This window comes from Pseudorhizobium tarimense, from assembly GCF_022968135.1.
GTDB lineage: Bacteria > Pseudomonadota > Alphaproteobacteria > Rhizobiales > Rhizobiaceae > Neorhizobium > Neorhizobium tarimense.
In genome coordinates, this window is sequence record NZ_JALJRA010000002.1 from 169,114 (window position 1) to 189,539 (window position 20,426).

The 20,426-nt window shown below is 61.9% G+C and carries 20 protein-coding genes; 2 read left to right on the top strand and 18 right to left on the bottom strand.

Going from position 1 to position 20,426, the window contains the following annotated elements; genetic code table 11:
* Nucleotides 1-62: 62 nt before the first annotated feature.
* Nucleotides 63-494 carry a MarR family winged helix-turn-helix transcriptional regulator gene (locus tag MUU54_RS03155; RefSeq protein WP_247242588.1) on the bottom strand — a complete coding sequence of 144 codons (432 nt, stop codon included), beginning with the start codon at nucleotides 492-494 and terminating at the stop codon, nucleotides 63-65.
* A 380-nt stretch (nucleotides 495-874) separates the two neighbouring features.
* Here MUU54_RS03155 and polA point away from each other — a divergent pair, with 380 nt between their 5' ends.
* A complete protein-coding gene (gene polA / locus MUU54_RS03160) occupies nucleotides 875-3,847 on the top strand; it encodes a DNA polymerase I (RefSeq protein WP_247242589.1) in 2,973 nt (990 codons plus the stop codon).
* Nucleotides 3,848-3,853: 6 nt separating this feature from the next.
* Here polA and phnN read toward each other — a convergent pair whose 3' ends face one another.
* The 14 genes from phnN to phnG all read right to left on the bottom strand — a co-directional run bounded on the left by phnN (nucleotide 3,854) and on the right by phnG (nucleotide 16,272).
* A complete protein-coding gene (phnN, locus tag MUU54_RS03165) occupies nucleotides 3,854-4,450 on the bottom strand; it encodes a phosphonate metabolism protein/1,5-bisphosphokinase (PRPP-forming) PhnN (RefSeq protein WP_247242590.1) in 597 nt (198 codons plus the stop codon).
* Nucleotides 4,450-5,589: an alpha-D-ribose 1-methylphosphonate 5-triphosphate diphosphatase gene (locus MUU54_RS03170; RefSeq protein ID WP_247242591.1), complete on the bottom strand. Its 1,140-nt coding sequence runs from the start codon at nucleotides 5,587-5,589 to the stop codon at nucleotides 4,450-4,452. The genes phnN and MUU54_RS03170 overlap by 1 nt, the downstream gene beginning before the upstream one ends.
* Entirely contained in the window at nucleotides 5,586-6,299 is a 714-nt protein-coding gene (locus MUU54_RS03175; protein ID WP_247242592.1) for a DUF1045 domain-containing protein, read from the bottom strand. Before MUU54_RS03175 ends, MUU54_RS03170 begins: the two co-directional genes overlap by 4 nt.
* 127 nt (nucleotides 6,300-6,426) lie before the next feature.
* Nucleotides 6,427-7,935 carry a phosphonate ABC transporter, permease protein PhnE gene (phnE, locus tag MUU54_RS03180; RefSeq protein ID WP_247242593.1) on the bottom strand — a complete coding sequence of 503 codons (1,509 nt, stop codon included), beginning with the start codon at nucleotides 7,933-7,935 and terminating at the stop codon, nucleotides 6,427-6,429.
* A 13-nt stretch (nucleotides 7,936-7,948) separates the two neighbouring features.
* Nucleotides 7,949-8,908 carry a phosphonate ABC transporter, permease protein PhnE gene (phnE, locus tag MUU54_RS03185; protein ID WP_247242594.1) on the bottom strand — a complete coding sequence of 320 codons (960 nt, stop codon included), beginning with the start codon at nucleotides 8,906-8,908 and terminating at the stop codon, nucleotides 7,949-7,951.
* Between the two features lie 80 nt (nucleotides 8,909-8,988).
* Nucleotides 8,989-9,897, bottom strand: a complete 909-nt coding sequence (gene phnD, locus MUU54_RS03190; protein WP_247242595.1) for a phosphonate ABC transporter substrate-binding protein — start codon at nucleotides 9,895-9,897, stop codon at nucleotides 8,989-8,991.
* A gap of 84 nt (nucleotides 9,898-9,981) precedes the next feature.
* Nucleotides 9,982-10,833: a phosphonate ABC transporter ATP-binding protein gene (phnC, locus tag MUU54_RS03195; RefSeq protein WP_247242596.1), complete on the bottom strand. Its 852-nt coding sequence runs from the start codon at nucleotides 10,831-10,833 to the stop codon at nucleotides 9,982-9,984.
* A 112-nt stretch (nucleotides 10,834-10,945) separates the two neighbouring features.
* Complete coding sequence (locus MUU54_RS03200) at nucleotides 10,946-11,563, bottom strand: DapH/DapD/GlmU-related protein (RefSeq protein ID WP_247242597.1); 618 nt, start codon at nucleotides 11,561-11,563, stop codon at nucleotides 10,946-10,948.
* Nucleotides 11,560-12,267, bottom strand: coding sequence for a phosphonate C-P lyase system protein PhnL (phnL, locus tag MUU54_RS03205; protein WP_247242598.1), 708 nt, complete (start codon nucleotides 12,265-12,267; stop codon nucleotides 11,560-11,562). Before phnL ends, MUU54_RS03200 begins: the two co-directional genes overlap by 4 nt.
* A gap of 9 nt (nucleotides 12,268-12,276) precedes the next feature.
* Entirely contained in the window at nucleotides 12,277-13,053 is a 777-nt protein-coding gene (gene phnK / locus MUU54_RS03210) for a phosphonate C-P lyase system protein PhnK (protein ID WP_247242599.1), read from the bottom strand.
* Nucleotides 13,050-13,949: an alpha-D-ribose 1-methylphosphonate 5-phosphate C-P-lyase PhnJ gene (locus tag MUU54_RS03215; RefSeq protein ID WP_247242600.1), complete on the bottom strand. Its 900-nt coding sequence runs from the start codon at nucleotides 13,947-13,949 to the stop codon at nucleotides 13,050-13,052. Before MUU54_RS03215 ends, phnK begins: the two co-directional genes overlap by 4 nt.
* Before the next feature lie 127 nt (nucleotides 13,950-14,076).
* Nucleotides 14,077-15,192 carry a carbon-phosphorus lyase complex subunit gene (locus tag MUU54_RS03220; RefSeq protein WP_247242601.1) on the bottom strand — a complete coding sequence of 372 codons (1,116 nt, stop codon included), beginning with the start codon at nucleotides 15,190-15,192 and terminating at the stop codon, nucleotides 14,077-14,079.
* A 10-nt stretch (nucleotides 15,193-15,202) separates the two neighbouring features.
* A complete protein-coding gene (phnH, locus tag MUU54_RS03225) occupies nucleotides 15,203-15,799 on the bottom strand; it encodes a phosphonate C-P lyase system protein PhnH (protein WP_247242602.1) in 597 nt (198 codons plus the stop codon).
* The gene (phnG, locus tag MUU54_RS03230; RefSeq protein ID WP_247242603.1) at nucleotides 15,799-16,272 is read right to left on the bottom strand and encodes a phosphonate C-P lyase system protein PhnG; all 474 of its coding nucleotides are present in this window, start codon (nucleotides 16,270-16,272) and stop codon (nucleotides 15,799-15,801) included. Before phnG ends, phnH begins: the two co-directional genes overlap by 1 nt.
* 84 nt (nucleotides 16,273-16,356) lie before the next feature.
* Here phnG and phnF point away from each other — a divergent pair, with 84 nt between their 5' ends.
* Nucleotides 16,357-17,094 carry a phosphonate metabolism transcriptional regulator PhnF gene (gene phnF, locus MUU54_RS03235; RefSeq protein ID WP_247242604.1) on the top strand — a complete coding sequence of 246 codons (738 nt, stop codon included), beginning with the start codon at nucleotides 16,357-16,359 and terminating at the stop codon, nucleotides 17,092-17,094.
* Between the two features lie 26 nt (nucleotides 17,095-17,120).
* On the opposite strand, the gene MUU54_RS03240 is transcribed toward phnF, so the two are convergent.
* From MUU54_RS03240 to MUU54_RS03250, 3 genes are read right to left on the bottom strand one after another with little or no spacing between them, the layout of a single operon-like run.
* Nucleotides 17,121-17,756, bottom strand: coding sequence for a 2,3-bisphosphoglycerate-dependent phosphoglycerate mutase (locus tag MUU54_RS03240; RefSeq protein ID WP_247242605.1), 636 nt, complete (start codon nucleotides 17,754-17,756; stop codon nucleotides 17,121-17,123).
* 21 nt (nucleotides 17,757-17,777) lie between these two features.
* Complete coding sequence (gene dapB, locus MUU54_RS03245; protein WP_247242606.1) at nucleotides 17,778-18,599, bottom strand: 4-hydroxy-tetrahydrodipicolinate reductase; 822 nt, start codon at nucleotides 18,597-18,599, stop codon at nucleotides 17,778-17,780.
* Between the two features lie 18 nt (nucleotides 18,600-18,617).
* Nucleotides 18,618-20,426 (bottom strand): ABC transporter ATP-binding protein, encoded by a 1,809-nt coding sequence (locus MUU54_RS03250; RefSeq protein WP_247242607.1) that lies wholly within the window; start codon nucleotides 20,424-20,426, stop codon nucleotides 18,618-18,620.

Here is a 20,426-nt window from a genome sequence, read left to right on the forward strand (position 1 = left end):
ACCTTAGTGGGTTTCGAAGCCGAATTGAACGCTTGCGGATGGTGGCAAGACCGAAGTTCGCTTCAGAGCTTGCGCGCGTTCTCGATCGCCATGCGCATGTATTCGATCATCAGCTCCCGCTCAAACTTCCGGAAGCCGTCGAACAGGGCGGCATCGGCTTCCGCCGCCGCTTCTATCGCCTGCCGCTCGAGATCTCTGCCGGCCTCGGTGAGTTGGATGATCTGGGCCCGCCGGTCCTTCGGATGCGGCTCCCGGCGGATAAGACCGCCGCGCTCCATGCGCATCAGCGTATTGGCGAGTGTTGCCTGCTCCACCTCCAGCCGGTCCAGCAGCTGCTTCTGGGTCAGCCCGTCTTCCTGCCAAAGCTCGAGCAGAACGGGAAACTGTCCCGGAGAGAAGCCCAAAGCCGTAGCTCTGCTTTGCAGCGAGCGGGCAAAGCCCTTGGCCAGTTGGCCGGCGAGATAGGTAGCGCAATGCGAGCGGTCGAACGCCATGGATCGGAGGCCTGTCGCTGTGAAATGGCAGCGATATATAGCGCCCCATGCTTTCGCCAAGCCTGCGTCTCAAGGCGCTCATAAACGAAAACCGCCACGGCCGGGAGGGGACTCGGCCATGGCGGTCGATAAAGGGGACAAAGGCCCGGAGAGGGGGATAAGGCCTTTGTCCGGTCTGGAGTGGCGGGGGACGAGCCAGCTTCAGACTGCGGCGTGATCAATGCCGGTAAGCCTGAGATGCGCAGCGATCCGAGCCTTTTCAAGGGAAGGATCGATTACAAATTGGTAACGTTCGGTTGATGCCGCAGCCCCTGCATTGCAGCGTCTTCAGCCGGCAAGTTTTCGTGGACGTCGGAGGTGCCGCAAGCTATTCCATAGCCATGAAAAAAGGCGACCATCTCTTCCTTGTCGACGGCTCCGGCTTCATCTTCCGTGCCTTCCACGCCCTTCCACCGCTGACCCGTAAGTCGGACGGCTTGCCGGTCGGTGCCGTGTCCGGCTTCTGCAACATGCTCTGGAAGCTTCTGACCGACGCCCGCGACACCTCCGTCGGTGTGACGCCGAGCCACTTCGCCGTGATCTTCGATTACTCGGCCAAGACCTTTCGCAAGGATCTCTATACCGCCTACAAGGCAAACCGCTCCGAGCCGCCTGAGGATCTGGTGCCGCAGTTCGGCCTGATCCGTGAGGCGACGCGCGCCTTCAACCTGCCGTGCATCGAGACAGAAGGCTTCGAAGCGGATGACATCATCGCCACCTATGCACGTCAGGCCGAGGCGATCGGAGCCGATGTCACGATCATCTCTTCCGACAAGGATCTGATGCAGCTCGTGACGCCGAATGTCCACATGTATGACAGCATGAAGGACAAGCAGATCGGCATCCCCGAAGTTGTCGAGAAGTGGGGCGTCGGGCCGGAGAAGATGATCGACCTCCAAGCCATGGTCGGCGACTCGGTGGATAACGTACCGGGCATCCCTGGCATCGGACCGAAGACGGCAGCGCAACTGCTGGAAGAGTTCGGCGATCTCGATACGCTGCTCGCCCGCGCCGGCGAAATCAAGCAGGTGAAGCGGCGGGAAAACATCATCGCCAATGCCGAGCTTGCCCGGCTGTCGCGCCGGCTGGTTCAGCTACGGACGGATGCGCCGCTCGACATGCCGCTCGACGCACTCGTGCTCGAGCCGCAGAACGGACCAAAGCTGATCGCCTTCCTCAAGGCCATGGAGTTCGGCACCCTCACACGGCGCGTGGCGGAAGCATGCGACTGCGATGCCAGCGCGATCGACCCGGCGCAGGTGAAGGTGGAATGGGGCTCGGCTGCACGTGGACCGGATCTCGATGCCGGCACAAGCGCAGGCAAGGCGACGGCTTCCGCAAGAGCAGGTTCCGGCAAGGCCGGCGCGGCCGACGCCTATGGTGCGACGACCCCGGCAGAGCTCGCAAAGGCGCGTGCAGAGGCCTTCGCCACGGCCAAGATCGACAAGAGCCGCTACTTCACTATTGATGACGTGGAGGACCTTGACGACTGGATGCGCGCCGCCCAGGAAACGGGAGTGGTTGCCTTCGAGGCGGAAGGGACATCGATCGACCCTATGCTCTCGGACATCGTCGGCATCTCGCTCGCACTTGCCGACAATACCCATAACCCCTCCGGCACCGACATCCGCGCCGCCTATATTCCCTTCGGCCACAAGACCGGCAGCGATGATCTCCTCGGCAACGGGCGTGCCGACAATCAGCTGACGCAGGCCGAGGTCATCGACCGGCTGAAGCCGCTGCTCGAGGATCCTTCGGTGCTGAAGGTCGGGCACAATCTGAAATATGCCTACCTGCTCCTGAGGCGTCACGGCATCGAGATCGCCGCCTATGACGACGTGATGCTGATGTCCTATGTGCTGGAAGCCGGCAAAGGCGGCCACATCCTGGAATCCCTTTCCGATCGGTGGCTGGGCCACATGCCGGCGTCGTTTAAGGACGTGGCAGGCAGCGGCAAGTCCGGCGTGAGTTTCGATCAGGTAGAGATCGACCGCGCCACCGTCTACGCCGCAGAAAAGGCAGATCTGATGCTCCGGCTCGCTCTGGTGCTGAAGCCCCGGCTGGCGGCTGACCGGCTGACGCGCGTCTATGAGCGCCTGGAACGGCCTATGGTGGCGACGCTGGCGCGCATGGAAGAACGCGGCATCACCGTTGACCGGCAGATCCTGTCACGGCTGTCCGGCGAGCTGGCGCAGAAGGCTGCTGCGATCGAGGACGAGATCTACCAGATCGCCGGCGAGCGCTTCACCATCGGCTCGCCCAAGCAGCTCGGCGACATCCTTTTCGGCAAGATGGGGCTTCCGGGCGGCGCCAAGACGAAGACCGGACAATGGTCGACCTCTGCGCAGGTGCTTGAGGATCTGGCCGCCGCCGGACACGAGTTCCCGCGCAAGATCGTCGATTGGCGGCAACTGACCAAGCTCAAGTCGACTTATACGGATGCGCTCCCGGGCTACATCCATCCGCAGACCAAGCGCGTCCACACCTCTTATTCGCTCGCCTCGACCACCACGGGGCGTCTCTCCTCCGTAGAGCCCAACCTGCAGAACATCCCGATCCGCACGCTTGAAGGCCGCAAGATCCGCACCGCCTTCATCTCGACACCGGGGCACAAGCTGGTTTCTGCCGACTACAGCCAGATCGAACTGCGGGTGCTGGCGCATGTCGCGGACATTCCGCAACTTCGGCAGGCGTTCGCCGATGGGGTGGATATCCACGCCATGACGGCGTCCGAAATGTTCGGCGTGCCGGTCGAGGGCATGCCGAGCGAGATCCGCCGACGTGCCAAAGCGATCAACTTCGGCATCATCTACGGCATTTCCGCCTTCGGTCTCGCCAACCAGCTCTCGATCGAACGGTCGGAAGCCGGCGAGTACATCAAGAAGTATTTCGAGCGCTTCCCCGGCATCCGCGATTACATGGACAGCACCAAGGAGTTCGCCCGCGAGAACGGATATGTGGAAACGATCTTCGGCCGCCGCGCGCACTACCCAGAGATCCGCTCGTCGAACCCGCAGGTACGTTCCTTTAACGAGCGTGCGGCCATCAATGCGCCGATCCAAGGGTCGGCTGCCGACATCATCCGTCGGGCGATGGTGAAGATGGAGCCGGCGCTCCAGGCGGCCAAGCTTTCAGCACGCATGCTGCTGCAGGTGCATGACGAACTCATCTTCGAGGTCGAAGAGGGCGAGATCGATCAGACCTTGCCTGTCATCACGGCGACGATGGAAGAGGCAGCCATGCCGGCGATTTCGATGAAGGTGCCGCTGAAGGTGGACGCACGCGCCGCGTCCAATTGGGACGAAGCCCACTAGTCTGCGTCAGGATGACTGTGGCACCGCAAGGTATTGCATCAGCGCTGCCACCATCGCCTGGCCGGCGTCTTCAATCGATCCGCTGTTGTCGATGGTCACGACGTCGAATTCCCCCGACAGTTCGGGAGAGCTTCGCTGAAGCCGGCGCAGGATTTCGTCCCGGCTTTCCCGGCCACGTGCCTCCAGCCGTTCGGCCAGCACTTCGAGCCTGGCGGTGATGTTGATCACCGTCATGGACGGGCAGGCGGTGGCGAAGCGTGGGAGCGCGGAGCGCGATCCATTCGCGATAACGAGATGCCCTTGGGTCACCTGCTTCAGCGCATCGGCAGGAATGCCGTAGTGAAGCCCATGTGCCTCCCAGGATACGGCGAATTCACCAGCCTCAGCCATCTGCTGAAAATCCGCCTCGCAAACCGCCTCATGCTCCTCGCCGCCGGCCTCGCCATCGCGGGTGATGACACGCCGAACGAAGACCACGTCGTCCCGGCCTTGAAGCTGCCTGGCGGCGTAGGCCATCAGCGTGTCCTTGCCGGCCCCGCTCGGGCCGACAACGACGATCAGACGCCCGGGGACCTCTGGCTGGGCTTGTGCTGGCTGATCCATCAGGCGACCCTGCGGCCCTCGCGCCATGTCGCCCGTGCGACTGGCACGCCGCGCTCGCGGTGTACGCGCACGAGATCGGCGCGTAGACCTGGCGCGATGCTGCCGCGATCTTCCAGCCCCACTGTCCGTGCGGGTGTCGACGTCACCATGGCGATCGCCTGCGGCAACGAGATGCCATCGACATCATCGGCAAGCACGAAGGGCGCGTGCAGGAGGCTGAGTGGTACATAATCGGAGGACAGAACGTCCAGAACACCGCGTTCGGCAAGTTCGCGGGCAGCGATATTGCCGGAATGCGACTTGCCGCGGACGATGTTCGGCGCGCCCATCAACACGCTCATTCCAGCCTTATGGGAGGCTTCCGCGGCGTCGAAGCTGGTCGGAAATTCCGCAAGCCGTACTCCGTGCCCGACGGCTTCGTCGACATGTTGGAGCGTGGCATCGTCGTGGCTGGCCACCGTAATGCCGCGCTCCGCGCAGACGCGTGCCAGTTCATCGCGATGGAGTGCAGAGTATTTCGCCGATGCCGCCTGGCGGCGCGTGACGAAGTGGGCGAAGGCCTCGTCGCTGAGTCCACGCTTCTCCTTGTAATACAGGACGTATTGATCCATCGACTGGAACTGGCGCTGACCCGGGGCGTGGTCCATCAGCGAGACCAGACGCACGTAAGAATCCGTCGCGAAGTCGGCGAAATGCTCCAGCACGTTATCCGATGAGACTTCGCAACGCAGGTGGAAAAGGTGTTCCGAACGTAGGCGCCCCTCACTCTGCGCCGCCTGGATGGCATTGGCGAGATCGCGCATTTCGCCCTTCTCGAACCCGCCGTCCTCGTCTGAACCCATGCGAAGGCAGTCGAAGACGGTGGTAATGCCGGAGGAGGCGACCTGCGCGTCATGCGCCTGGATTGCCGCGGTCGTGTTCCAGCGCACGCCCGGACGCGGCGAGTAATGCTGCTCCAGATGGTCCGTGTGGAGCTCGATCAGGCCTGGGAGGAGGTAGTCGCCCTCCATGTCCTCGCCGATCTTGCTGCTGGCCTCGGAGATTTCCGCAATCTTCCCGTCGCGGATGACAAGCGAACCGGAAACAATCTCGTCATCGACGATGATGCGGGCATTCGACAGAACGGTCTCGGCACTCATGGGAGCATCTTTCTCTGGTGTTGCGGCACGCCAAGCGGCTGCCAGCGATGAATGGTGAAGGGCTCTCCGCGGTTGCGCTCGATGAAGAGCGCCAGGCCATCTATGGGAAGCGGCGCACCGTCATGGGCGGAAAAGCGTGGGCTTAGTTCGTCATGCACCCTCGGCGCAAATTCGGCCTCGACCGGGCCGGTGAGCGTCATGTGAAAGCGAAACTCGTCCATCACATAAGGATAGCCCCAAGTGTGCAGGTTTGTCCGCTGAGCCTCCGACAGGCGCTCAGGCTTTCGCCGCGCAATATCGGCGTCCGATAACGGTGCGCGGAAGGGTTCGAAGGCTTCAACCACTTTGGCGGCAAACTCCTGCAGTGGCGGGTGAGGCGAATGTGGCACTAGGGCAAAGAAGGGTCCGAGCTGGCCGATGATCGCCTGCGGAATCTCGAAGGGTTCGGTGGAGGCCGCAAAGGCCTCGAAAGCGTCGATCAACTCCACTTCCGTTCGCCCCTCGCGCAAGTTGAACGGCGCCTTCAGCGTGGCGTGAAACCCATAGCGCTGCGGTTCGGCTACCAGCTCCCGCCACTGCTCCTGCGGCAGACTGAGCTGAGACGGGGCGTCGAGGATTTCGCCGGTAAAGGCGTCACGTCCCAGCCAATGATTGGCGGCGCGCGTCAAACCGGTATCGGGAGCCGGGGCGAAATAGATGGCGTATCGCAAGGTCGTATCCAGGGAATCGGGAAGCTGACCGAACCTATCGGTAGAGGCCGCCGGGAAACAGGACCCTGCGCTAAAAGATTTGCATGACAGAATGATGATGCCTGCAGGAAAACTCGTGGACCCGAAACTAGTGGTTCCTGGGACCAATCAGCTTGGAGCGCAGGTAGTTCGAAATGCCGTCGAACAGGAAGACGACGATCAGGATCAGCAGCACCATGTAGGCTACATTCTCCCAATCAGAATTGGTGCGCATCGCTTCCCACAGCTTCAGGCCGATGCCGCCGGCACCGACGGCGCCGATAATGGTGGCTGAACGGGTGTTGGATTCCCAGAAATAGAGCGCCTGCGAGGCAAAGACCGGCATGACCTGGGGCACGACGCCATAGCGTTGTACGGTGGCTGGAGGGGCTCCGACAGAACGTACCCCTTCGCGTTGCTTGTCGTCGATGTTTTCCAGCGCCTCTGCATAAAGCTTCCCGAGTGTCCCGGTGTCGGTAAAGAAGATCGCGGAGATGCCTGCAAGCGGCCCAGGGCCGAAGGCGCGAGTGAAGAACAGCGCCCAGATCAGCATGTCGACCGAGCGCAGGAAATCGAAGAAGCGCTTGGTGAGCTGGTTGGCCGGCCGGTTCTGGAAGATGTTGCGCGCGGCGATGAAGGACAGCGGAAATGCCACGATCATCGCAAACAGCGTGCCGATGAACGCCATCACGATCGTCTGCAAGAGCTTCGTCCAGACGTCGAGATGCTGCCACGATGGGTTGTAGAGGATGTCGTTCCAGGCAAGCGATAGATTGCTCTGTCCGGGGACGATCCGGTTGCCGCTGACGATCAGGGAAAGAACCTCGCCGGCGGACTTGTCGAAGAAGACCGAATTGGTGTCGAAGAAAAAGTTCTCCCAGCCGAGGAAGCGCTTGCGCAGCCGCACTCGGTCGGCACTGATGTCGGCCCAGCCGGAAAAGCCGAAATAGGCGGTGACACGCCCGCCGACAGAGCGCTGCTCGGCCCATTCAGGTAGTGGGCCTTGCGCCAGCACCTGGTCAGCCGCACGGTCGAGCGTCAGGATCACGACCTCGTCGCCGCGGGTAAGCACCACGCGATCGGGCTGCACGTCGATCAATCGCTCCGGTCCCATCTGAACAACGGCTTCCGTGACAACTTCTTCGATGCGAGTCTCAACGGTGGGAGCGGCAGGAGCGGTCTCGGACTGCTGCGAGGGAGCGGGGGCCATGAAGCTGAAGCTCGACGAAGGAGTTGTGGGCGTCGCAGGGGCGGACGGTGCAGGCGTCTCGATCGTTCGCGTTACCGTTTCCCGCCGGGCCTCAAGCCAGTCCGGATTGGGGTTGGGGCCGATCGGGTCGAAGCGCGGATAGTTGATCTGCATCGAACCGTCTGTGGCGATCTCGATGTCGGGGCGGATCTCATAGGAGACCCAGTCGGCGAGGTAGTTGCCCGCGAGGCCCCAGTTCGCGCTTCCCACGACCTTGCCCACGGCGAAGAACCACCAGGCGAAGATGAAATAGAGAATGACGGCGACCGCGATGATCGGGACGCGAAAGCGCTGCCAGATCGAGCGGTGCAGAAGGTCCGGATGGCTCAAAGCCAGAGCATCCATTTCGGCGGCGTTGAGAAGGATCATGACGGGCCTCCGATCAGATGGCTTGGAATGCCTGGTCGCCAACGAGCTTGCGCCGGAGCCATGCGGAAAACTGGTCAACGGCGATGATCGTCAGCAACAGGAGCAGGATGATTGCGAGCGTCTTCGCTTCGTGGCCGCGGCTGATCGACAGGCGCAGCTGCTCGCCGATACCGCCACCGCCGACAGCGCCGATAATGGTGGAGGCACGGACGTTGATCTCGAGGCGGAGCAGGAAATAGCTCATGAAGTTCGGCATGACCTGCGGCACCATGCCGAACCAGGACCGCTCGACCCAGCTGGCACCCACCGCCTTTAGCCCCTCATCAGGCTTCATGTCGGCGTTCTCGATCACCTCGAAGAAGAGTTTCCCGAGAGCTCCGACCGTATGGATGGAGACGGCGATGACTGCGGGGAGCGGACCGAGCGACAGAATGGCAAGGAAGAAGCCCGCGAGCACGACCTCAGGAAAGGCGCGCATGATTTCCATAACTCGTCGCGCTGTCCCGCGCACCCAGACGTTGCGGGTCATGTTCTTGGCTGCCAGGAAGGACAGCATGAAGCCGAAGATCAGGCCGATGATGGTGGAAAGGATCGCAATGTTGAGCGTCTCCACCATCTTGTAGAAGTATTCCGGGATATAGAGGTTGTCGGTGATGTAGTAGCGACCCTCGACATAATTGTACTTGAGGCTTCCGTCTTCGTAAGGAGAGGGAAGGTCGAACAGCGCCCGCCAGATTTCCCAGCCGTCACGTGGAATGAGGTCACCGACAAAATCGAAGAGATGCGGCAGGCGGTCAAAGAACTTGCCGGCATTGGTTTCGTTGGCAAACCACAGCGAGCCGGAAACCACCATCAGCAGGAGCACGCCCGAAATCAGCGTATAGACGCGGCGTTGGCCGGCGAGCTGCTGCCAGTGGCGCTCGATCAGAAGGCCGTTACCGCTGAGCGTAGTGGCGGGGACGGAAGTCGGCATGGGCGCTTTCCTGGATGGTGCGATCAAGAAAAGGCCGCCGAGCGGGGTTCCGTTCGGCGGCCTCGTGATGCGGGGGCTTATCAGCCGCCGATGGTCGCCTTGCGGGCGTCAATGATCGGCTTATAGAAGTCAACGTTGACTTCGGCAAAGCCCTTGAAGTCACCGCCCTGGATGGCGGAGAAGCAGGCCGGATCGCTTTCCGGCAGGGCCATCATGAACTCCTTGAACTTCGTCTTCATGTCGTCGTTCATGGACGTGCGGACGACGACCGGGCCGTTCGGGATCAGCGGGGACTGCCAGAGCTCGACGAGGTCGTCCATGTTGAGGATGCCCTTGTCGACCATCTTGCGCAGATTGCCGGAGGAGTAGCCGTCCTTGAACTCGCCAACGCCAGAGCCCCAGGTGGTGCCAGCGTCGAACGTGCCCTTGACCACTTCGAGAACGAGGTTCTCATGACCGCCACCGAAGCCGGTTTCAGCGACGAATTCCTTGACCGGGGTGCCGCCGAGGGCCTCGGGAAGGGTGACGACCGGAATGAGGTAACCAGACGTGGAGTCCGGATCAGCATAGCCCAGCTTCTTGCCCTTGATGTCGGTGACCTTGGTCATGCCGGAATCCTTGCGGGCAACCATGATCGAGTGGTAGCCCATGGAGCCGTCGGTCTGCACGGTCGTCAGGATCGGCTCAACGGCTTCGGGGTTTTCCAGGTAGACCTTGGCGTAGCCGGAGGCGCCGAGTTCGGCGTAATCGAGCGTGCCGCCGAGAAGACCCTGGATCACGCCGTCATAGTCGGCGGCTGGGAACAGCGAGACCTTTTCGACGCCGAGAACGGACGGCAGCTTTTCGGTCATGCACTGGAAGTTGCGCAGGCGGTCGGCTTCGTTTTCGCCGCCGAGGATGCCGATGCGGAATTCCTTCAAGTCTTCGGCCATGACGTTACCAGCGAGAGCGACCAGAGCCGCGGTGGCGAGCAGAGTTTTCTTCAGCATGAGATCTCTCCTGTTTTTCCGGTCAGTCCGGATTGCTGTTGCATGAGGTGCCCTTGACGCGGGCGTGACGATCGGTGCGGCTGATCAGACGCTGGCGGCAGCCAGGGCGTTGACGCCGGCAGATGGTCTGGCAGCCTTTTCGGCTGCGGGAACGTTGATGCTGGTCGAAGTCATCGTTTCGTCGATCCCGGCGCCATCGCGGTCGGAGCCGTAAATCTCCTGAACGGCACCGGACGTCAGCTCGGCCGGCGTGCCGTCAAACACAACGCGCCCGGCAGCCATCCCGATGATGCGTTCGCAATAGGAACGGGCAGTGTCGAGCGTGTGGAGGTTGGTGACGACGGTGATACCCTCGCGATCGTTGATGTCGCGCAGCGCGTCCATGACGATCTTGGCGTTGAGCGGGTCGAGGGAGGCGATAGGCTCGTCTGCAAGCACCATCTTCGGCGCCTGCATCAAGGCACGCGCAATGGCAACACGCTGCTGCTGCCCGCCGGACAGCGTTCCGGCCCGCTGCAGCGCCGTCTGCTCGATGCCGAGCCGCTCCAGCGCCGCAATCGCCATAAGGCGCTCCTCGCGGGTATAGACGCCGAGAAGGCTCATGGTGGTCGAACGGTGGTTGAGGCGGCCGAGCAGGACATTGGTCAGCACGTCGAGGCGCGGAACCAGATTGAACTGCTGGAAGATCATCGCGCAGTCACGCTGCCAGTTGCGTAGCGCACCTCCCCGGAGGCGGGAGACTTCCAGATCTCCGAAGTGGATGGAACCGGAGGAGAGATCCGTCAGGCGGTTGATCATCCGCAGGAGGGTCGACTTGCCGGCACCGGAGCGGCCGATGATGCCGACCATTTGTCCCTGGGGGATGTCGAGAGTGACATCGCTCACTGCCGTCTTCTCACCAAAGCGGCGGGTGACGTTCCTGAGTTCGAACTTCATGCTCTCTTGCCCTTGCAAACCCATTCTGGGCTTGGGATTAGCTGCCGTAGATGAAGGCTGAATGTCGGTTTTGTGTCGTCAGTGTTACAATTGACCCGCCGCGGCCAGGGCCTCAACCGCCGTGGCGAGACAGGAATTCTTCGGCGCTCAGAGCGCGGAAATCCTTGAGTGCAGAACGCAGTTTCAGGTGGTCCCAATCCCACCATGCGAGCTTGTCCATTCGAGCCGCCGTCTCGGGTGAAAAGCGGTCGCGAATGAGCTTTGCCGGCACGCCGCCCACGATGGTGTAGGGAGCGACATCCTTCGAGACGACCGCCCCGGCGCCGATCACCGCACCATTGCCGACGCTGACGCCGGGCAAGATTGTTGCTCCATGTCCGATCCAGACGTCGTTGCCGATTGTGACACGGTTTTCCCGCCGCCACGCGAAGAATTCTTCTTCGTTCTCGGCATCGTCCCAATAGTTCGCGGCTCGATAGGTAAAGTGGTGGAGCGTCGCCCGCCAGGTCGGATGATTGGTGGCGTTGATGCGAACGGATGCAGCGATGTTGACGAACTTGCCGATCGTCGCGCACCAGACCGAGCCATCCTGCATGATGTAGGAGTAGTCGCCGATCTCCGCCTCGTCGATGCGGCAACGATCGGCGATCTCTGTATAGCGACCGAGCATCGAGTTCTTGACGCTGGCGCTCGGGTGGATAGCAGGCTCAAGCCCGACCTTGACGCTCATGCGGCAGCCTTTCGTGGAGAGAACTGCATCACGTCGAGGATACGGCCGGCAACGGCCTCGCGCACTTCCTCGTCATGGAAGATCCCGAGCAAGGCAACGCCCTTCTGTTTCTTCTCGGCGATCATCTCCACTACGACACGCCTGTTGCGGGCGTCGAGCGAGGCGGTCGGCTCGTCGAGCAGAAGAATGCTGTGATCGGTAATGAAGCCACGGGCAATGTTGACACGTTGCTGCTCTCCGCCGGAAAAAGTCGCCGGCGGCAGACCCCAGAGCTCCTTCGGCAGGTTCAGCTGCGACAGCAGAGCGGAGGCCGACTGCCTTGCCTCCTCCGCAACGACGCCGCGGGCAACAAGAGGCTCTGCGACCACGTCCAGCGCTGAAACGCGCGGAACGGTGCGAAGGAACTGGCTGACATATCCCAGCGTGTGCCGGCGCACGTCAAGCACGGTCCGAGGATCGGCGGTCGCGATATCGACGATCCTGCCATGATGCGAGACGAGGATCTGCCCCGCATCCACGGCGTAGTTGCCGTAGAGCATTTTCAGGATCGAGCTCTTGCCGATGCCTGAGGGGCCGCCGAGCACGATGCATTCGCCGCTCGCCACGGAAAAATTCACGTCCTTGACGACCGGCAGCTTGATGCCGTCGCGCAGATGCATGGTGAAGCTCTTGAACACTTCGGAGACGACGAGGGACGTGGCCATGATGCTCTCCTAGACCTGCAGAATGGAAGAAACGAGCAGCTGCGTGTAAGGCTCACGCGGATCGTCGAGGACGCGGTCGGTTAGCCCGTGTTCGATGACGTGCCCGTCCTTCATCACCATCATCCGATGCGACAGAAGCCGGGCGACCGCAAGGTCATGGGTGACGATGATGGCTGAGAGCCCGAGATCGTTGACAAGGCCGCGGACGAGATCGAGGAGACGCGCCTGGACGGAGACGTCGAGACCACCGGTTGGCTCGTCCATGAAGACGAGGCGGGGGCCGGTGACCAGATTGCGGGCAATCTGCAGCCGCTGGCGCATGCCGCCGGAGAAGGCACGGGGTGCGTCGTCGATGCGGTCCTTACTGATCTCGACGCGGGTAAGCCAGTCGCTCGCGGTCGCGCGGATATTGCCGTAGTGTCGGTTACCGACCGCCATCAGTCGCTCGCCGACGTTGGCACCGGCCGAAACCGTCATCCGCAAGCCGTCGGCCGGGTTCTGGTGCACGAAGCCCCAGTCGGTGCGCATCAGGAAGCGGCGCTCCGCTTCGCTCATGTGGTAGAGGTCGCGGACGCTGCCGTCGCGCATGGTGTATTCCACGCTGCCGGTCGTCGGCAGAAGCCGCGTCGAGATGCAGTTCAGAAGTGTCGTCTTGCCGGAGCCGGATTCGCCAACGATGGCGAGAACCTCCCCAGGCCAAAGGTCGAAGGAAACCTCCTTGCAACCGATGCGCTGGCCGTAGAATTTGGAGACGGCGTTGACCTTGAGAAGAGGTGCGTCAGTCATTCTGCGGCCTCCTGGCGTGCAAGCATCTCGCCGGCATGGCCGTGTTCGCGGCGGTCTTCGCAGTGGTCGGTGTCGGAGCAGACGAACATGCGCCCGCCCTTGTCGTCGAGGATCACCTCGTCGAGATACACATTCTCCGCCCCGCACAGCGCACAGGGCTTGTCGAAGCGCTGGATCTCGAAAGGATGGTCCTCGAAGTCGAGGCTCACGACCTCCGTATAGGGTGGAATGGCATAGATGCGCTTCTCGCGCCCGGCGCCGAACAGCTGGAGAGCGTCCGACATGTGCATCTTCGGATTGTCGAACTTCGGCGTCGGCGAGGGGTCCATGACGTAGCGTCCGGCGACCTTGACCGGATAGGCATAGGTCTTGGAGATGCGGCCGTTATGGGCAATGTCTTCATACAGCTTCACATGCATGAGGCCGTATTCCTCAAGCGCATGCATCTTGCGCGTTTCGGTCTCGCGCGGCTCCAGAAAGCGAAGCGGCTCCGGGATCGGCACCTGGTAGACCAGCACCTGGCCTTCAGAGAGTGCCTGCTCCGGAATCCGGTGGCGGGTCTGGATGATCGTCGCCTCCTTCGTGTGCGTAGTGACCGCTACATTGGCGACCTTCTGGAAGAAGGCGCGGATGGAGACGGCATTGGTGGTGTCGTCGGCACCCTGGTCGATTACTTTGAGCACATCGTCCGGTCCGATGATGGAGGCGGTCACCTGAACGCCTCCCGTGCCCCAGCCGTAGGGCATCGGCATTTCGCGCGAGGCGAAGGGAACCTGATATCCCGGAATGGCGATAGCCTTCAGGATCGCCCGCCGGATCATCCGCTTCGTTTGCTCGTCCAGATAGGCAAAGTTGTAGGCCGCCAGACCTTGGTCGGAGGGAACCTCAGGAGACATTGCGAGTTCCCCCATGGCAAAAGGAGACGATAGTCATGGATACTGGCCTTCTGATCACGATGTTCTTTTCGGTCTTTACTGCCACCGGCCTCTGCTGTGCCTATTGGTACGGCGAAACTGGTCGGGACTAACGCCGGTTTTCGGTGGCGCCTTCCACACTGCTATTTTCTTCTTGCGTGGCCTCAATGTCTGCGCGCATTCTCCTCACAAGAGCGAGTTCTGCCTGGAAATCCACGTAATGCGGTAGCTTGAGGTGCTCGACGAAGCCCGTCGCCTGTACGTTGTCGGCATGGGAGATCACGAACTCCTCGTCCTGTGCCGGTGCCGTGATGTCCTCCCCCAGTTCCTCGGCTCGGAGCGCACGGTCGACAAGCGACATGCTCATCGCTTTCCTCTCGCTTTGACCGAAAACGAGGCCGTATCCGCGGGTGAATTGCGGGGGTGCCTTGGATGATCCCTTGAACTGGTTGACCATCTGGCATTCGGTGACCTGGATGCGGCCCAGCGAAACAGCAAAGCCGATTTCCGGAACCTCCATCTCGACCTCCACCTCGCCGATGCGGATCTCGCCGACGAAGGGGTGGTTACGTCCGTATCCACGTTGCGTCGAATAGCCGAGCGCCAGCAGGAAGCCTTCGTCGCCGCGCGCCAGCGCCTGAAGTCTAAGGTCGCGGCCCATCGGAAATTCCATCGGCTCGCGGGTGAGATCGCCCGGCGGCTCGTCTTGCGGCAGGACACTGTCTGCCTCGATCAGCCCTTCGGTGGCGAGAATGTCCGAAACGCGCGTCGTCGCTCCGGGAAGAGGCTCCTTCCGCGACGGTTCCTCGACCGCTTCGTCATGCAGAAGCGCCGGGTCAAGAAGCCGGTGCGTATAATCGAACGTCGGTCCGAGAACCTGCCCTCCCGGCAGATCCTTGTACGTCGCCGAAATCCGCCGCTCGATCTGCATATTTGCCGTGTCGATGGGCACAGACGTGCCGAAGCGCGGTAGCGTTGTGCGATAGGCTCGAAGGAGGAAGATTGCTTCGATCAGGTCGCCGCGCGACTGCCTGACGGCGAGCGCCGCAAGCGCACGATCATAAAGCGATGCTTCCGCCATCACCCGGTCGACGGCGAGCGAAAGCTGCTCGACGATTTGCTCCATGGTCAACGACGGCAGAGAGCGGTCTCCGCGTCGGCGGTCGGCGAGGAGGCTATGGGCGGCATTGATGGCGGCCTCGCCACCCTTGACGGCGACATACATGACGTTCTCCTCAGGCCAGCTTGGTTGTTCGGGGCAGGCAGAGCAGCCTGCTTCCGGCGGTCAGGACAACATCGACCCCTCGTGGGAAGAGCGCTCCATTGCTCTTCCAACTGCCGTCGAAGATGCCAGGCAAGCCTTGGATGTTGACCATCACCTGCTCCTTGATACCCGGCCCCGAAAGCGCGAGCGGACGACCTTCGCCAATGGCTTCGACTTCGATGATGATTGTCGTCGACCGATCGGGATATTCCTGGGTGCCGGATGCGAAAAGGTCGAAGGAACAGACGCCGACGGCGGCCTGCATCAAGGCGAAACGCGCCTCGGCTTTCTCAGATGTCGTGGTGGCGCCAGTGTGGAATGCAATCCACCGAGCGACCGCAGAAGATGCATACGACGAATGGAGCCAGACAGGGGTATCTGCATCGCAAAGAGCGAGCGCCACCGCGCCCGCGGCTCGTCCAAGCGGCGAAGGCTGTCCAACGTCTGCATTGACGGTCTGGATAGTGCCTGGCCGTGACATTCCCTCCATCATCAGACGGAACACAGCCTGAGCGTCGAAGACGGGTTGGCTGAAGCCGCCGGAGAGGGCCCGCGCACTCATGCTCATCAGTCGTCTCCCCGTACCATGGTGAAGAAGTCGACGCGCGTTGCTGCCGTTTTCTCTGCCTGCTGTCGATCTTCCTCTTGAATTCGGGCTTCGACCGGCGCAAGGATCTCGCTCTCGACGAAGGCAGCCGTCTGTTCTTCCTGCCAAAGCGCGTCGAAGATCGCCGCCAGTCGGACCTTCGCTTTGTCGGTGCCGAGCGACTGAGCGTGCCCTGCAGTGCCGGATGAGAGGAGGACGGTCGCGCGAGTCACCGTCGCTTCACCCAGGTTGAAGGGAGCGCCGCCGCCGCCGATCCGTCCGCGAACCATGACCAGCCCCGTCTCCGGCCCCCGAACCGGGTTGGACTCCGGTTTTATAGGCAGTTTTTCCCATGCAGTGCTCAGTTCGTCGGCTCTAGCGCGTGCAAGCAATGCGGCGGCACGCCGTCGCGCTTCTTGTTCTGGGGCCAACGGGTTGGAGGAGGAATTTGTCATCAACAGTCTCACCAAATGTCTATTGTTATAGACAACTATACAATTTAATGTAGAGTTAAAGTGCGGACATAACAAGAGTGTGACATGGCGATAGATTCGGCGGTTCATCGGCAAAGCGGGGTAGCCTTGTGGCGGCAGATCGCAGATCGTATTCGGGCCTCGATAGCCAACGGTGAGTATGACGAAACGGGGCGCGTGCCGCCGGAAACTGCGCTCGCGGCGCAGTTCGGCGTCAACCGGCACACGGTGCGAAGCGCGCTCGCGGCGCTTGCTCAGGAAGGCATCGTCCGCGCCGTGCAAGGCATAGGCACCATGATCGAACGCAAGCAGCGCCTGAATTTTCCCATTTCCCGTCGAACACGGTTCAACGAGGGCATCGGGGCGCAGGTGCGGGAAACGGAGGGGCTTCTGCTGTATGCGGCAGAGGAGGCCGCATCAGAACATCTGTCGCAACAGCTTCGGCTTGGCCCAGCCGCGCGCGTCATCCGCCTGGAAACGCTACGCAAGGCCGATGGGCAGCCGGTATCGAGGGCAACCGCCTGGTTTCCGGCGAAGCGGTTTTCAGGCATCGACAACGTCTATCGCTCCACCGGCTCGATCACGGCTGCCTTCCGGCAACTTGGACTGTCGGACTACGTGCGGGTAACGACGGAGGTGACGGCCACGCATGCAGAAGCTGCGGACATGCAGGATCTCCAACTCTCAGCCGGAGCGATCGTGCTGGTGACGCGGTCCTTGAATGCGGATGTCGACGGCGTAGCCGTTCAGTTCGCGGTCAGCCGGTTTCCGGCAGACCGCGTTCAGTTCACAGTCGAGACCTGAGCCGGAGAAGTGCCCGACGTTTCAACTCAATGGGCGCCGGACATGTCGCCGAGAACTTCCTTGGAAGCCACCGTCGAATCCGGGTTCAGCTTATAGACCATCGGCACGCCGGTCGCGAGATTGAGCTTCAGGATCTCGTCCTTCGTCATCCGGTCGAGCACCATGACCAGCGAGCGCAACGAATTGCCGTGCGCGGCAACCAGAACCGTCTGCCCACGCAGCACGCGCGGAAGGATTTCGGTCATGTAATAGGGCCAGACGCGGGCACCGGTGTCGCGCAGGCTTTCCCCGCCCGGCGGCGGCACGTCGTAGGATCGGCGCCAGATATGCACCTGCTCCTCACCCCATTTTTCGCGCGCATCGTCCTTGTTCAGGCCGGAGAGATCGCCGTAATCACGCTCGTTGAGTGCTTGGTCGCGGATGGTCTCGAGATCCGGCTGACCGACCGTGTCAAGCACGATGCGCAGCGTCTCCTCGGCGCGCTTCAGAACCGACGTGAAGGCGATATCGAACGTGAGGCCTGCATCGGCGAGCGCCTGCCCGCCGATTTCTGCTTCCTTGATGCCAAGTTCCGTCAGATCAGGGTCGCGCCAGCCCGTGAACAGGTTCTTCAAGTTCCACTCGCTCTGGCCGTGGCGAACAAGGACAAGGGTGCCGCTCATGAAGTCAAATCCTCCGGATGATCAATGGGTAAGCCCGAGCACGTCGAGCATGTCGTAAAGCCCCGGCTTGCGCGTACGCCCCCAAAGAGCGGACGCAACGGCGCCACGGGCAAAGATGGAGCGGTCGCGGGCGCTGTGGGAAAGCGTCACGATCTCACCTTCGCCGGCCAGCAGCACGGAGTGATCGCCGACGACGGAGCCGCCGCGCAGCGTCGCAAACCCGATCGTACCATCGGAGCGGGCGCCGGTATGGCCATCGCGAACTTTCACCGCATTGGGCTGAAGGGAGATCCCGCGCCCCTTGGCTGCGGCCTCCCCGAGCAGAAGGGCCGTGCCCGAAGGGGCGTCTACCTTGTGCTTGTGGTGCATTTCCACCACCTCGATATCCCATTGCGCGGCAGGAAGCGCGCGTGCCGCCTGTTCCACAAGCACCCCAAGCAGATTGACACCGAGGCTCATATTGCCGGACCTGATGATGCGCGCATGACGCGCCGCCGCTTCGAACTTCTGTTCGTCGTTTGCCGAGCAGCCGGTTGTGCCGATGACGTGAACGATGCGGGCCTGCGCGGCAAGGCCGGCGAATTCGACACTTCCTGCAGGACTGGTGAAATCCAGGACGCCATCTGCATCGAGGAACGCTTCGAGCGGATCCGTTGTCACGGAAACACCAAGAGGACCGACTCCGGCAATCTCGCCCGCGTCCTTGCCCACAAAGGGTGAACCGTCTCGCTCGATCGCCGCATGCAGAACCGCTCCATCGGTCTCATGAATCACCCGGATCAGGGTCTGGCCCATGCGACCGGCAGCCCCTACCACCACGAGTTTCATCGGGTTGTCGCTCATGCTGTCAGTGCTTTCATCTCAGGAAGTAGGCTCGGGCAGTTGCAGGTTGTTGAGGCGAGCGTAAAGACCGTCCTTGCGCTGTGCAAGCGTCTCGTGACTTCCCTCCTCGACCAGGCGGCCCTCATGCATAACGACGATCTTGTCGGCATTGACGACGGTCGATAGGCGGTGCGCAATGACGACGACTGTCCGGCCGCTCATCGCCGTTTCCAGCGCCTTCTGCACGGCAGCTTCCGACTCGTTGTCGAGTGCCGACGTCGCCTCGTCGAGCAGCAGGATGGGCGCGTTGCGCACAAGAGCGCGCGCGATCGACAGGCGCTGACGCTGCCCGCCCGACAGCGTAACGCCGTTTTCGCCGACAGGCGTCTCGTAGCCGGACGGCTGCGCCAGGATGAAATCATGGGCATAGGCGAGCTTCGCCGCCTCCTCGACCTCGGCATCCGTCGCGTCGGGTCGGCCATAGCGGATGTTGTCGCGGATCGTCCCTTCAAACAGATAGGGCTGCTGCGAAACGTACGCGATGTGGTGTCGCAACGACGCCTTCGTCACGTCGCTGATATCCTGCCCGTCGATCAGGATCCGGCCGCCCGAGGGGTCGTAGAACCGGGGTATGAGGTTGATGATGGTTGACTTCCCGGCGCCCGAAGGACCGACGAGCGCCGTCGTCTTGCCGCCCTCGGCGACGAAGCTGATGCCCCTGACGACGGGCTGTCCGTTTCCATAAGAGAAGGTAACATCATCAAAGGCGATCTCGGCATCAGTGACGGAAAGATCCCTCGCGCCGGGCTTGTCGCGCTGCATTGGCTGCGTGTCGAGAAGCGCATAGATCATTCGGGCGTTGACCACCGCACGCTCCATCTGCACCTGCAGCTTGGCCAGCCGGCGCGCTGGATCGTAAGCGAGCAGCAGAGCCGTGACGAAGGCGAAGAAGGCACCGGGCGGAACGCCGTCATAGATCGAGCGGAATGCGGCATAGGCCAGCACGCTGGAGATCGCGAGGCCGGCGAAGGTCTCCGTCAGTGGCGCTGTGCGCTCGGAAAGACGGGCAATCTTGTTAGCACGATTTTCGGCCTGGCCGATGATGCCGTCGACCTTGCGGGTCAGTTCCTGCTCCATCGTGAACGCCTTGACGATGGCGATCCCTTGGATCGTCTCCTGCATCGCACCCAGCACATGGCTGTTGAGGATGATGGACTCGCGCGTGGCGCTGCGAAGGCGGCGCGAGACGTAGCGAAGGGCATAAAGAAGCGGCGGCGCCACGACAAAGACGATCAGAGACAGGACCGGATCCTTCATCACCATCACCCCGATCAGCGAGATCAACGTGAGAAGATCTCGTGCGGTGGAGGTGACGGTGAGGTTGAGCACATCCCGGATGCCGTTGACGTTCTGGCTCACCTGCGCCGCGATCTGGGCCGAGCGGGCCTCGCTGAAGAAGCCGACCGAAAGGCTCATCAGATGCGTGTAAAGGCGGCGCTGATAGCCGGCGACGATGTTATTGCCGATCTTGGAGAGCGTCACCGAATGCCCGTAGGTGGCAAACCCGCGCAGCACGAAGGCGATGAAGATCGCGCCGCAGATCAGCCATACCACGTCTGCCCGCTGGTTCGCGAAGGCCTCGTTGACGACGGACTCCATGATCCAGGCGGTGAAGGCAGTCGAAAGCGCCACGATCACCAGGCAGAAGATGGCGAACGCATAGCCGCGAATGTGGTCGCGGCCGTTCTCGGCAATCACGCGCTTGAGGACACTGGTAATGGTACCGGAGTCGAGATGTGATTTCTTGTCTTTCGCTGCGCCCAAAAAGGAAGATCCCTCAGCATTCAT

What these genes read in the sequence shown, in the direction of transcription:
- MUU54_RS03250 (WP_247242607.1), bottom strand. Translation starts at nt 20,426, where the DNA reads ATGAATGCTGAGGGATCTTCCTTTTTGGGCGCAGCGAAAGACAAGAAA.
- phnD (WP_247242595.1), bottom strand. Translation starts at nt 9,897, where the DNA reads ATGCTGAAGAAAACTCTGCTCGCCACCGCGGCTCTGGTCGCTCTCGCT.
- phnL (WP_247242598.1), bottom strand. Translation starts at nt 12,267, where the DNA reads ATGGCCACGTCCCTCGTCGTCTCCGAAGTGTTCAAGAGCTTCACCATG.
- MUU54_RS03155 (WP_247242588.1), bottom strand. Translation starts at nt 494, where the DNA reads ATGGCGTTCGACCGCTCGCATTGCGCTACCTATCTCGCCGGCCAACTG.
- phnN (WP_247242590.1), bottom strand. Translation starts at nt 4,450, where the DNA reads ATGGATCAGCCAGCACAAGCCCAGCCAGAGGTCCCCGGGCGTCTGATC.
- phnE (WP_247242593.1), bottom strand. Translation starts at nt 7,935, where the DNA reads ATGATCCTTCTCAACGCCGCCGAAATGGATGCTCTGGCTTTGAGCCAT.
- polA (WP_247242589.1), top strand. Translation starts at nt 875, where the DNA reads ATGAAAAAAGGCGACCATCTCTTCCTTGTCGACGGCTCCGGCTTCATC.
- phnG (WP_247242603.1), bottom strand. Translation starts at nt 16,272, where the DNA reads ATGACAAATTCCTCCTCCAACCCGTTGGCCCCAGAACAAGAAGCGCGA.
- MUU54_RS03240 (WP_247242605.1), bottom strand. Translation starts at nt 17,756, where the DNA reads ATGAGCGGCACCCTTGTCCTTGTTCGCCACGGCCAGAGCGAGTGGAAC.
- phnK (WP_247242599.1), bottom strand. Translation starts at nt 13,053, where the DNA reads ATGACTGACGCACCTCTTCTCAAGGTCAACGCCGTCTCCAAATTCTAC.
- dapB (WP_247242606.1), bottom strand. Translation starts at nt 18,599, where the DNA reads ATGAGCGACAACCCGATGAAACTCGTGGTGGTAGGGGCTGCCGGTCGC.
- MUU54_RS03220 (WP_247242601.1), bottom strand. Translation starts at nt 15,192, where the DNA reads ATGTATGTCGCCGTCAAGGGTGGCGAGGCCGCCATCAATGCCGCCCAT.
- phnH (WP_247242602.1), bottom strand. Translation starts at nt 15,799, where the DNA reads ATGAGCATGAGTGCGCGGGCCCTCTCCGGCGGCTTCAGCCAACCCGTC.
- phnE (WP_247242594.1), bottom strand. Translation starts at nt 8,908, where the DNA reads ATGCCGACTTCCGTCCCCGCCACTACGCTCAGCGGTAACGGCCTTCTG.
- MUU54_RS03200 (WP_247242597.1), bottom strand. Translation starts at nt 11,563, where the DNA reads ATGAGCGTCAAGGTCGGGCTTGAGCCTGCTATCCACCCGAGCGCCAGC.
- phnC (WP_247242596.1), bottom strand. Translation starts at nt 10,833, where the DNA reads ATGAAGTTCGAACTCAGGAACGTCACCCGCCGCTTTGGTGAGAAGACG.
- MUU54_RS03215 (WP_247242600.1), bottom strand. Translation starts at nt 13,949, where the DNA reads ATGTCTCCTGAGGTTCCCTCCGACCAAGGTCTGGCGGCCTACAACTTT.
- phnF (WP_247242604.1), top strand. Translation starts at nt 16,357, where the DNA reads ATGGCGATAGATTCGGCGGTTCATCGGCAAAGCGGGGTAGCCTTGTGG.
- MUU54_RS03170 (WP_247242591.1), bottom strand. Translation starts at nt 5,589, where the DNA reads ATGAGTGCCGAGACCGTTCTGTCGAATGCCCGCATCATCGTCGATGAC.